Source organism: Saccharothrix hoggarensis (assembly GCF_042678885.1).
GTDB classification, from domain to species: Bacteria; Actinomycetota; Actinomycetes; order Mycobacteriales; family Pseudonocardiaceae; genus Actinosynnema; species Actinosynnema hoggarensis.
In genome coordinates this window covers 17,763-28,571 of record NZ_JBHTLK010000050.1, presented here as the reverse complement: position 1 = coordinate 28,571, position 10,809 = coordinate 17,763, and the positions used below count along the sequence as shown (strand labels likewise).

General features: G+C 71.8%; 11 protein-coding genes, 1 pseudogene and 1 CRISPR repeat array. Of the genes and pseudogenes, 8 read left to right on the top strand and 4 right to left on the bottom strand.

The features are described from left to right. Positions 1–26: 26 nt before the first annotated feature. Positions 27–1,275: a CRISPR direct-repeat array (repeat unit 28 nt; unit sequence GTCTTCCCCGCGCACGCGGGGGTGGTCC). 1,168 nt (positions 1,276–2,443) lie between these two features. Beyond that, positions 2,444–2,773, bottom strand: a complete 330-nt coding sequence (locus tag ACFQ3T_RS12375; RefSeq protein WP_380723385.1) for a helix-turn-helix domain-containing protein — start codon at positions 2,771–2,773, stop codon at positions 2,444–2,446. Between the two features lie 162 nt (positions 2,774–2,935). Between ACFQ3T_RS12375 and ACFQ3T_RS12370 the strand changes: the two genes are divergently transcribed. The 7 genes from ACFQ3T_RS12370 to ACFQ3T_RS12340 all read left to right on the top strand — a co-directional run bounded on the left by ACFQ3T_RS12370 (position 2,936) and on the right by ACFQ3T_RS12340 (position 8,560). Further along, positions 2,936–3,166, top strand: a complete 231-nt coding sequence (locus ACFQ3T_RS12370; RefSeq protein ID WP_380723384.1) for a transcriptional regulator — start codon at positions 2,936–2,938, stop codon at positions 3,164–3,166. A gap of 382 nt (positions 3,167–3,548) precedes the next feature. Then, entirely contained in the window at positions 3,549–4,037 is a 489-nt protein-coding gene (locus ACFQ3T_RS12365) for a hypothetical protein (protein ID WP_380723383.1), read from the top strand. Between the two features lie 112 nt (positions 4,038–4,149). After that, entirely contained in the window at positions 4,150–4,989 is an 840-nt protein-coding gene (locus ACFQ3T_RS12360; RefSeq protein WP_380723382.1) for a DUF4097 family beta strand repeat-containing protein, read from the top strand. A 27-nt stretch (positions 4,990–5,016) separates the two neighbouring features. Next, positions 5,017–6,186: a cytochrome P450 gene (locus ACFQ3T_RS12355; protein WP_380723381.1), complete on the top strand. Its 1,170-nt coding sequence runs from the start codon at positions 5,017–5,019 to the stop codon at positions 6,184–6,186. A 14-nt stretch (positions 6,187–6,200) separates the two neighbouring features. Then, positions 6,201–7,136, top strand: a complete 936-nt coding sequence (locus ACFQ3T_RS12350) for an ATP-binding cassette domain-containing protein (RefSeq protein ID WP_380723380.1) — start codon at positions 6,201–6,203, stop codon at positions 7,134–7,136. Then, positions 7,133–7,906 (top strand): ABC transporter permease, encoded by a 774-nt coding sequence (locus ACFQ3T_RS12345; protein WP_380723379.1) that lies wholly within the window; start codon positions 7,133–7,135, stop codon positions 7,904–7,906. The genes ACFQ3T_RS12350 and ACFQ3T_RS12345 overlap by 4 nt, the downstream gene beginning before the upstream one ends. A gap of 54 nt (positions 7,907–7,960) precedes the next feature. Next, on the top strand, positions 7,961–8,560 hold the full coding sequence (locus ACFQ3T_RS12340; protein ID WP_380723392.1) for an MBL fold metallo-hydrolase: 600 nt from the start codon (positions 7,961–7,963) through the stop codon (positions 8,558–8,560). A 210-nt stretch (positions 8,561–8,770) separates the two neighbouring features. Here ACFQ3T_RS12340 and ACFQ3T_RS12335 read toward each other — a convergent pair. After that, a pseudogene (locus ACFQ3T_RS12335) lies at positions 8,771–9,004 on the bottom strand (AhpC/TSA family protein); the annotation flags it as partial. A gap of 253 nt (positions 9,005–9,257) precedes the next feature. Between ACFQ3T_RS12335 and ACFQ3T_RS12330 the strand changes: the two are divergent. Next, positions 9,258–9,866, top strand: coding sequence for a TetR/AcrR family transcriptional regulator C-terminal domain-containing protein (locus ACFQ3T_RS12330; RefSeq protein WP_380723378.1), 609 nt, complete (start codon positions 9,258–9,260; stop codon positions 9,864–9,866). 395 nt (positions 9,867–10,261) lie between these two features. On the opposite strand, the gene ACFQ3T_RS12325 is transcribed toward ACFQ3T_RS12330, so the two are convergent. Together ACFQ3T_RS12325 and ACFQ3T_RS12320 are read right to left on the bottom strand one after the other, a co-directional pair. Beyond that, the gene (locus ACFQ3T_RS12325) at positions 10,262–10,567 is read right to left on the bottom strand and encodes a hypothetical protein (protein WP_380723377.1); all 306 of its coding nucleotides are present in this window, start codon (positions 10,565–10,567) and stop codon (positions 10,262–10,264) included. Next, complete coding sequence (locus ACFQ3T_RS12320) at positions 10,551–10,790, bottom strand: DUF397 domain-containing protein (RefSeq protein ID WP_380723376.1); 240 nt, start codon at positions 10,788–10,790, stop codon at positions 10,551–10,553. The genes ACFQ3T_RS12325 and ACFQ3T_RS12320 overlap by 17 nt, the downstream gene beginning before the upstream one ends. Positions 10,791–10,809: the final 19 nt, after the last annotated feature.

Here is a 10,809-nt window from a genome sequence, read left to right as displayed (position 1 = left end):
TTCGTGCGCGCCGAGGACTTGCCGGCGTCTTCCCCGCGCACGCGGGGGTGGTCCCACCCGGTTCGTGCGCGCCGAGGACTTGCCGGCGTCTTCCCCGCGCACGCGGGGGTGGTCCCAGCCCGCCGGAGCCGACCGCCGACAGCTGCTCGTCTTCCCCGCACACGCGGGGGTGGTCCGAGGTCGGCGGCCTCGGTCCGGTCACGCGGCACGTCTTCCCCGCGCACGCGGGGGTGGTCCGGCGCGGGGGCGGTTGTCGGTGCTCACTCCACAGTCTTCCCCGCGCACGCGGGGGTGGTCCCGCCTGGCCGGGGCTGTCACGCCAGGTCTCCACGTCTTCCCCGCGCACGCGGGGGTGGTCCGCTCGTCGAGCGAGGCGTCCGGTCCTGGCGCGAGTCTTCCCCGCGCACGCGGGGATGGTCCGCCTGGCGTGGTGTCGCGCGTCTGTTTCGGCGAGTCTTCCCCGCGCACGCGGGGGTGGTCCCCGTGTCCGGCACGGCGGCCTCCAACGCCACCGGTCTTCCCCGCGCACGCGGGGGGTGGTCCTGGAGCCCTGGGAGGCGTACTCCGTCGCCAGGCGTCTTCCCCGCGCACGCGGGGTGGTCCGGACAAGGCGGCCGAGCGGGAGCAGGCGCGACTGTCTTCCCCGCGCACGCGGGGGTGGTCCGGTTAGGGCGGTGCGTCGGTTGCTGCACCACCAGGTCTTCCCCGCGCACGCGGGGGTGGTCCGCCGGCACATCAGGGATGGGGGTCATGGTGTCTGTCTTCCCCGCGCACGCGGGGGTGGTCCGGGAGGGGGTGGGAATTTCGAGCGACGCACCACGTCTTCCCCGCGCACGCGAGGGTGGTCCGAAGCCACGCGCGCTCTTGTCCGGAGCGGTCGAGTCTTCGCCGCGCACGCGGGGGTGGTCCCGGGTCGACGTGCTCCGCCCGGCTCGGCCGGCCGTCTTCCCCGCGCACGCGGGGGTGGTCCGCGATGCGGTTTCGGCCTCGCGCACCTCGCGGCGCCTTCCCCGCGCACGCGGGGGTGGTCCGTCCCAGCCGAAAATGTTGCCCTCGTAGTAGCCGTCTTCCCCGCGCACGCGGGGGTGGTCCGTCGGGCGGGAACTCGGCGGACTGTTCGCGCAGGTCTTCCCCGCGCACGCGGGGGTGGTCCGCACCGCGACGGCTTGCAGCGGGTGCCCGTGCAGTCTTCCCCGCGCACGCGGGGGTGGTCCCAGCGCGTCAACGTCGGTTCGGCCCTGTAGGGCGTCTTCCCCGCGCACGCGGGGGTGGTCCTAGCCCGGTGTCCCGGTGCCGTGGAGCGAATCGGATCAAATCCACTCAGGACGTTTCTGGTCAGGTAGACGACGCGGTGCGATTTGCCCAATAGCTGCCCAAGTTGGCTCTGACCACGTTGAGCGGCGGCACGCCTGCGCAGGTCGGGCACGGTTTCGAACACGGGGGGAGCGCGGTTTCCTAAACCGTGTGTCGCAGGTTCGAATCCTGCCGGGGGCACTCTCCTTTCCCGGGTGAATCAGGCCCTGAGCAGCGGCGACGCGCTCGGGGCCTGATCTTTTCACCCGTGGCCGCCCGCACCCCCACCGTGTGCTGACGCTCGGCACACGCCGGACGCCCCGGTGGTCCTCTCGGAGCGGGCGTATCGCGTGCGCCGTCGACACTGCGGCGTGCCGAAGACCGCACGTTGGCTCGCCCGGCCACCCGCGTCCGCCGTTTACCGCTCACGCCCCGCCGGGGCGACCCGCGGACCATTTCCACCCCAAGGTGGCAACGCTTCGGCTTGACGCACATAGCCCACACGCCGATAGCCTTTGCACGACCGGTCTCCCCCTTGGTGAACCACAGAACACCAAGCTCCGGTCCGTGCGGTCGTCGGGGAACAGGTCCACGCCCCGCGTGACTCCAGGCCTGTTCCCCGCGACGCACCAACAACTCCGGAGTGCATCACCACCAACTGGCGGTTGGCATGGTGCGCTAGGTGAAGTCGGAACCGGCGATCTCGTGCACGCGAGGTCGCCGGATTTTCTGTTGGGTTGGCCAGCAACTCCCGCACTACGTCGGTGGGCGGTCCGCTTTCTGCCGTTGAGCGTTTGCGCCCCACCGGGGCGACCGGCGAGGCATTTCCACCCCAACGTGGCAACGCTTTGGCTTGACGCACATCCCCCACACGCCGATAGCCTTTGCACGACCGGTCTCCCCCTTGGTAAATCACCAAGCTCCGGTCCGTGCGGTCGTCGGGGAACAGGTCCACGCCCGCGTGACTCCAGGCCTGTTCCCCGCGACGCGCCGAGTCGTCTGATCCGCCTTACCGCGACCGCGGTCGTATCGCGGCCAAGCGAGCTTGGTACGGGCCCGAGCGGCGGGAAGTCCCGGTGGCCGTCGCCCGATCGCCCGTCTTTGCAGCACCGGGATTGCAGCAGGCCCCAGGATGAACCGGCGGCCGGCGTCAGGTCTTGCGCTTCAGGCGCCGACCCAGTTCGGCCAGCAGTTGTTGGTCCGTCAGCACGGCCGGGTCGGGGCTGGGCGCTTCCAGGGCGGCCTCCTCCGCCGTGAGCAGGTTGGCCGCGACCGCGACCTCCACCGGACTGACGCCGAGCGCCTTGGCGATCACGCGAACGGTGTCGAAGGTGGGACGCTCGCCGTTGCGCCACCGGGTGTGCGCGCTGCGGTCGATCTTGGTCAGCTTGCTCAGCTGCGCGGGGGTCATTCCGCGGTCCTCCAGTGCGCGCTCGAGCCACTGCCACCAGGTCGAGTCCGCACTCTCGTCTGTGGTCACCGCGCCATCTTACGAGCGCGCACGCAACGCATGTTGCGCACTCCCACCAGGTAGCTCTGACCTGCACGTTGTCCGCACACAACGTGGGTTGCGTGAGGACGGCTCACTGCTAGCGTTGTGGTCACACAACATGCGTTGGGTGCGCACAACACGAGGCTGGCCATGCCGTACACGATCAAGCTCCGCACCGATGTCTTCACCAAAGCCGCGCGGCTCGCCGGGTTCGAGTCGGACTACGCGCTGGCGAAGGCGATGGACGTCAACCGCTCCACGGTCGCGCGCGTCCTGAGCGGCGAGCTCCAGCCCGGTCCCGCGTTCATCGGCGGCGCGTTGACGGCACTCACCCCGATGCAGTTCGACGACCTCTTCGAAGTCGCTCCCACCCGGCGGTGATGACCGCGCAACGCGCCTTGCCCGCGCGACCTCATCAGGACATTGCGCTCACTCCCAGAACAAGCTGACGAGCAGTTGGATCAGCAAGCTGCCGAAGAGCCTGATCCACGGCAGGAGCCCTGATCCCGGTCGATCACGCCGGTGGGGGCAGTCGACCCGGCGGCAACCGGGACGGCGGCACTGGTCGTCGGAAGGGGGATTCGGAGAGGTGGTCATCGGTTCTGCGCACTCTTTTCGCGTCGACGGCTCAACGGACGGGTGGGACGTGGTCGTGATGGAGGAGCTCTTGCCGAGTAGACGCAGCACCTCCCAGCCCACGAACGCCTGACCGTGGTGCCACAGTGGGTTGCGCGTGGTGCCATCGTGATGCCATAGTGGCGTCATGGACCTGACGCCGTACGTCGACAACCTCCGCCGGGCACTGGCCGTCACCGCTGAAGCCGGTGGCGCGGACGCGCGGGAACTGGCCGAACGACTCCTCGCACCGCTGGAGACGGCCGTGCGGTTGACGCTGCTCGAAGCCCTGTCGGCCGCTGCGGACGAGATCACGCGCGACCTGGCGCCGGGGTCAGTCGACCTGCGGTTGCGGGGGAAGGACCCTGAGTTCGTCGTCTCGGTGCCCGATGATGCCACGGAGAGCCACGGTGGTGCCATCGAGCTGCCGCCGGTGGTCGCCGAGGAAGGCGCCGTGACGCGGATCAACCTCCGGCTCCCCGAGCACCTGAAGGTGCGGGTCGAGGAGGCCGCCGGCCGCGAAGGGGTCTCCGTCAACGCGTGGCTGGTGCGCGCCGCGGCGGCCGGGCTCGGGCACGGCGGGCGGGCCACCGCGCAGTCCACGTCGGGGAACCGGGTCACCGGCTGGGTCCGCTAGCCGACCCGCAGCAGGAGCCGACCCGCAGCAGCCGGGCAGCAGCAGCCGGGCGGCAGTAGCCGACCGCGCCACCAGCACGAACACCGAACCGACCCACTCCGAGGGGACAGCCATGCCTTCTTTCGCCACACCCGAACCCATCTCCGCCACGCTCGACGTCGTCGCCGGCCAAGCCCGGGTCACCGCCACCGACCGCGACGACACCGTGGTCGACGTCCGGCCCAGCGACCCCGACAGCGGCCTGGACGTGAAGGCCGCCGAGGGGACGACGGTCGACTTCACCGCCGGCCGCCTCACGGTCAGGACACCGCGGTCCCGCGGCCTCTTCGGCCGCACGGGCATGGTGGACGTCGTCGTGCACCTGCCCACCGGCTCGCACGTCACCGCGCACGGCTCGCTCGCCGACTTCCACGCCGAGGGCGAGCTGGGCGAATGCCGGTTCAAGACGTCCGCCGGCCACATCCGGCTGCACCGCACGGGCGCGCTCAAGGCCTCGACGTCCAGCGGCGACGTGGCGGTCGACCACGCCACGGGTCGGGTGGAGCTGTCGACCGGTTCGGGTGAGGTCCGGGTCGGCCGGCTCGACGGCACGGGCACCGTCAAGAACTCGAACGGGGCGACCCGGCTCGGCGAGGTCACCGGCGACGTGAGGCTGAGCGCCGCCAACGGCGACATCTTCGTCGGGCTCGCCGAGGGCGACGTGCACGCCAAGACCGCCAACGGCCACATCCGCCTCACCGAGGTGGCGCGCGGCTCGGTGGTCGTGGAGACCCAGTCCGGAGGGCTGGAGGTCGGCATCCGCGAGGGCACCGCCGCCCTGCTGGACCTCCGCACGGCCGCCGGCCGCGTGCGCAACGAGCTGACGCCGTCCGCCGGGCCCGCCGAGACGGACGAGCGGGCCGAGGTCCGCGGCCGGACCTCGTTGGGCGACATCCTGATCCACCGCGCGTGACCACAACACCATTGGGGGAGAACAACAATGTGGGACACCCACCCGCGGCAGACCTGGCTGCGCGGAGAACGACCGGACCACGTCGTGGAGTACGACGAGGAGCTGGGTTTCTGGAACGTGCACGGCTACGCCGAGGCGACCGAGGTCATGGGGGACTGGGGCCGCTTCTCGTCCGACGTCACGCGGCTGTTCCCGGCGCCGCCGGACCAGTCGCTGACCGAGGGCAACATCCTCCAGATGGACCCGCCGGACCACCGCGAGCTGCGCCGGCTCATCAGCCACGCGTTCACGCCGAGGGTCGTCGCCGACCTCGAACCGCGCATCGCCGCGCTGACCCACGAGCTGCTGGACGCCGTGCCCGCCGACGGGTTCGAGCTGGTCCGCGACCTGGCCTACCCGTTGCCGGTGATCGTGATCGCGGACCTCCTCGGCGTGCCGAGCAGCGACCGCGAGCTGTTCAAGCTGTGGGTCGACAAGCTGTTCGAGAACACCGACCAGTTCTCCCTCAAGGACGAGGCGCGGCAGCGGGAACAGCTGCGGGAGAACATCGAGAACACCGCGCCGCTGCTGGACTACCTGCGGGAGCACGTCACCGAGCGCCGCCGCGCGCCGCGCGAGGACTTGATCGGCTGGCTCGTCCAGGCCGAAGTGGACGGTGAGCGGCTCAGCGACGCCGAGGTGGTCAACTTCTCCGCCGTCCTGCTGCTCGCGGGCCACATCACCACCACCATGCTGCTCGGCAACACCGTGCTGGCGCTGGACGCGCACCCGGAGCAGTTCGCGGAGGTCCGCGCCAACCGCGCCGCGATCCCGGCGGCGATCGAGGAGTCCTTGCGGTTCCTCAGCCCGTTCCCGGTGGTCGCGCGGGTCACCACCGGGCCGCAGGTGCTCGGGGGCGTCGAGATCCCGGCCGACCAGCTGCTCATGGTGTGGCTGGGCGCGGCCAACCGCGACCCGCGGCAGTTCGCCGACCCGGACGCGTTCGACCTCTCCCGCGACCCCAACCCGCACCTGGGCTTCGGCCGCGGCGTCCACTTCTGCCTCGGCGCGCCGCTGGCACGCCTGGAGGGCCGGGTCGCGCTGGACATCCTGCTGGACCGGTTCCCGCGGCTGCGCACGGACCCGGACCGCCCCGCTGCCTTCCTGCCCTCGCCGAACCTGACCGGCGTGCGGACCCTCCCGCTGCTCACCGACTAGACAAGGGGACGACCATGGCCATCACGGCCACCGGACTGCGCAAGTCCTACGGCGACCACGTCGTGCTGGACGGCCTCGACCTCGACGTCGGGACCGGCACGGTGTTCGCCCTGTTCGGCCCGAACGGCGCGGGCAAGACGACGACCGTGCAGATCCTGTCCACGCTGATCTCCGCCGACGGCGGCCACGCGACCGTCGCGGGCCACGACGTGGCGGGCGACCCCGCCGGCGTCCGGAAGGCCATCGGCGTCACGGGCCAGTTCTCCGCCGTCGACAACCTCCTCACCGGTGAGGAGAACCTGCTGCTGATGGCGGACCTCAACCACCTCGGGCGCCGGGAGGGACGCCGCCGCGCGGCCGACCTGCTGCGCCGGTTCGACCTGGTGGACGCGGCGAAGAAGCCCGCCGCCACCTACTCCGGCGGCATGCGGCGGCGCCTCGACCTGGCGATGACGCTGGTCGGCGGCCCGCGGCTGATCTTCCTGGACGAGCCCACCACGGGCCTCGACCCGCGCAGCCGGCACGCCATGTGGGAGGTCATCCGCGGCTTGGTCGCGGGCGGCGTCACGATCTTCCTCACCACTCAGTACCTGGAGGAGGCCGACGAGCTGGCCGACCGGATCGCCGTGCTGAACGGCGGCCGGCTGGTCGCCGAGGGCACCGCCGAGGAGCTGAAGCGGCTGATCCCCGGCGGGCACGTGCGGCTGCGGTTCGCCGACGCGCACACGCTCGACGTCGCCGCGAAGGCGCTCGGGGCGTTCGGCGGCTCGTCCCGCGACGACGCGAGCCTCACCCTCGACGTGCCGGGCGACGGTGGTGTGCGGCAGCTGCGGGCGCTGCTCGACCGGCTGGACGACGCCGCCGTCGACGTGCAGGACCTGTCCGTGCACACGCCCGACCTCGACGACGTCTTCTTCGCCCTCACCACCGAGAGGACCGGGCAGCGATGAGCACCCTCGCCATCCGCGACACGACCACCATGCTGCGCCGCAACCTGCGGCACGTGCAGCGCTTCCCGCTCATGTCCATCGGCACGATCGGCATGCCGGTGGTGATGATGCTGCTGTTCGTGCACGTCTTCGGCGGCTCGCTCGGCGCGACGCTCGTCGCCGGCGTGTCCTATGTGGACTACCTGGTGCCCGGCATCCTGGTGATGGCCGTCGGCTCCGGCGCGGCGTGGACCGCGGTGAACATGTGCACCGACATGGGCGAGGGCATCGTCGCCCGGTTCCGCACGATGGCCATCTCCCGGTACTCGGTGCTGACCGGCCAGGCCCTGAGCAGCCTGCTGAACACGGCCTGCAGCCTCGCGCTGGTGCTCGGGGTGGCCGTGCTGACGGGGTTCCGCCCGGCGGCCGACCTCGGCGGGTGGTTGGCCGCGGCCGGCCTGCTCGTCCTGCTCACGCTGGCATTCACGTGGCTCGCGATCGGGTTCGGCCTGGCCGCGAAGACGCCCGCCGGCGCGAACACCTCGTCGATCCCGCTCCAGTTCCTCCCGTTCGTCAGCAGCGCGTTCGTGCCGACGGACTCGATGTCGAGCGGGCTGCGGTGGGTCGCCGAGCACCAGCCGTTCACGCCGATCATCGACACCCTGCGCGGGTTGCTCGTCGGCACGCCGATCGGCGACAGCGGGTACTGGGCGGTCGGCTGGTGCCTCCTCCTCACGGCCGTCGGCTACGCCTGGTCGCGTGCGCTGTTCAACCGCGGTCCGTCACGTTAGGTGCTCGTTCGACTACTATGAGGCGATGCGCCCGCTGGCCCCGGCGTCCACCAACTGCTCGGGCGTCCCCCGCACCTGGTCAACGCGTACCTGGTGGAGGACGTCCTGGTGGACGCCGGCACGCCCGCGGCGCGTCGCCGTCTCACCCGCCAGCTCGACGGCCGCAGGCTCGCCGCCCACGTCGTCACCCACGCCCACCCGGACCACTTCGGCGCGAGCCACGCGGTGTGCGACCGGTACGGCGTGCCGCTGTGGGCGGGCCGGAAGGACGCCGAGGCCATCGCCACCGCGACGCCGGTGACCGGGTCCGGCTTCGCGGCGGCCGTGGTGTCGCGGATGCGGATGCCCGCGCCGCACCCCGTCACCCGCGGCCTGGTCGAGGGTGACGAGGTCGCCGGGTTCACCGTGCTGGACGTGCCCGGCCACTCCCCCGGCCACATCGCGCTGTGGCGCGACCACGACGGCGTGCTGCTCTGCGGCGACGTGTTCGTCAACGTGCTGCGCCTCGGCGCGCCGCCGAAGTTCCTCAGCTACGACGACGTGCGCAACCGCGACGCCATGCGCCGGCTCGCCGAGCTGCGGCCGAAGCTGGTGCTGTTCGGCCACGGCCCGCCGCTGCGCGACCCGGACCGCCTGCGTCGCCTCGCCGGGTGACGGGAGCCGCGCGCACTGCGTGCACTGCACGAAGTCGAACGCCTGTTCGATCCGTCCACAACTGGGGACAACCCTGTGGACAACTCCGTTCTTGCTGGTCAGCGCCTTGGCTTTGGCGAGCAGTTCGTCCACGGACCACTGGTCGTAGGCGTGTTGTCCACGCTTCTCCGCGACGACCTCGCCGTTCGGCGCGATGAGGAAGTCCGCGGGCAGGCCGAGCCGGCCGCCTTCCGCCTTGGGCAGCGGACGCCGGCCGCGCAGCACGGGACCGAGGTCGCGGACCACGCCGGCCACCATCGACGGCCAGGCACGCGGGTCGAGCAGGGCGCGGGGCGCCGACTCCACGCCGAACTCCACGTACAGCCGCTTCCCCGGGTCGGCGATCACCGCGAACGGGAGGTCGGCGACGTGCGGCCGGAGCTCGGCGGCGGACGAGTGGAACACGGCCACCTCGCTGATGCCGTGCGCGGCGATCTCGTCGTGACGCCGGGCGACCGACCGGAGGTGCAGGTTGCACACCGGGCAGCCGGCGAAGCGGCGGAACTGGACGTGGACGAGGCGTTCCGGGTCGGGCACGGCGACCGTTCCGCCGAGCACGGACCCGCACTGACGTGCACTGACCTTCACGTTTCCCCCTCAGTAAGCGTGCGCTGTACGCTCACCAACGTATGCGCGTATCTTGTACGCTGTCAAGGCGATGCCACGCCCGAAGTCACTGACCCAGTCGGCGCTCGCCGCCGCCGCGCTGGCCGTCCTCGACCGCGACGGCCTCGCGGGCCTGTCCATGCGCTCGGTCGCCGCCGAGCTGGGCATGGGCACGATGTCGCTGTACCGGTACGTGGCCGACCGGGAGGAGCTGGAGGCCTCGGCCGTCGACCTGATGCTCGCCGAGGTGGACGTCGTGCCGCCGAAGGCGTTGTGGGACAAGCAGATCGCGGTGCTGGTCGAACGGGTCCGCGCCGCGATCGCCAAGCACCCCAACGCCGTGCCGCTCACCATGGCGCACCGGCACCGGTGCCCGAACGCGCTGCGCTGGTCGGAGGCCGTGCTGGGGGTGCTGACCAGGGCGGGCTTCACCGGCGAGGAGCGGGTGATCGCCTTGCGCGCGCTGCTCGGCTACCTGATCGGCGCGACCGAGATGGAGCACCGCAGCCCGTTGAGGGGGCTGGGCACCGACACGATGAGCCGGATGGGCGAGGAGTACCCGCTGCTGGCCGAGACGGCCGCCGCGGCACGGGACATCACCCCGGACATCGAGTTCCGGCGCGGGCTCGACGTCGTGCTGAGCGGTTTGCGGCGGCCCTAGGCAGGGGAAACGCCGCAGCCGGCGGGGGTGGAGCGTGGTGGCCGACGCAGAGGAGCGTGGCGGCCCGCAGGTGGAGCGTGGCGGCCGGCGCAGAGGAGCGTGGTGGCCGGCGCGTATTGCGTGGCGGCCGGCAGGTGGAGCGTGGCGGCCGGCGGGCCGTGGAACCCAGGCCGTGAAACGCCTGGCCGGCGGGCAGATCAAGCGCTGTGGACGGCGCGGAGGCCGAAGCCGACCTCGACCTCCGCGCCGAACGCGACGAACACGGAGTTGCGCTCCGAGCGTGGTGTCGACAACCGGCGCGGAGCCGACTCCCGCTGCGTCTCCAGGTCAGGTTCGCCGATGAGGGGCGTGCGGCCCCTCGACCCGTCCGCCACCGCGGGCGCGGACGGGAAGTCCTAAGTGGTCCGGTCGTCCGGCAGTTCGAGCAGCTCTTCGAGCACGTGGGTCGCGGGGCCGCGGCGGCGCCACGAGAAACGGCTGGGTGCCAGGACGTTCACCTCGTCGGCGGGCATCCGCATCGCGACCGCGTCGTCCTCGGTGTGCAGTCTGACGACGTCGATGACGGCGTCGTGCGCGCGGACGCCCACCACGGCGGCGAGCTCGCCCCTGGCGTCACGCGGGTGGAGGAACTGGAACCCGCGCGCGATCAGCTCCCGGAGCTGGAACGCCGTCCGGGAGACGTGGTCAGTGGAGGAGGTCATCGAACTCCCCGTCCCTGGCCCCAGCCACGAAGGCCGCGATCTCCGCTCGCGTGTAGACGAGCGCGGGGCCTTCGGGGAACCGGGAGTTGCGCATCGCGATGTCGCCGCTGCCGAGGGCGGCGACCTCGACGCAGTTGCCGAGCGCGCCGCTGCGGGCGCTCTTCCGCCACGTCACGCCGGGCAGGTCGGCCGCGGACATCCCGTTGTGAACTGTGCTGGCCATCGACATCACCCTCCGAGCC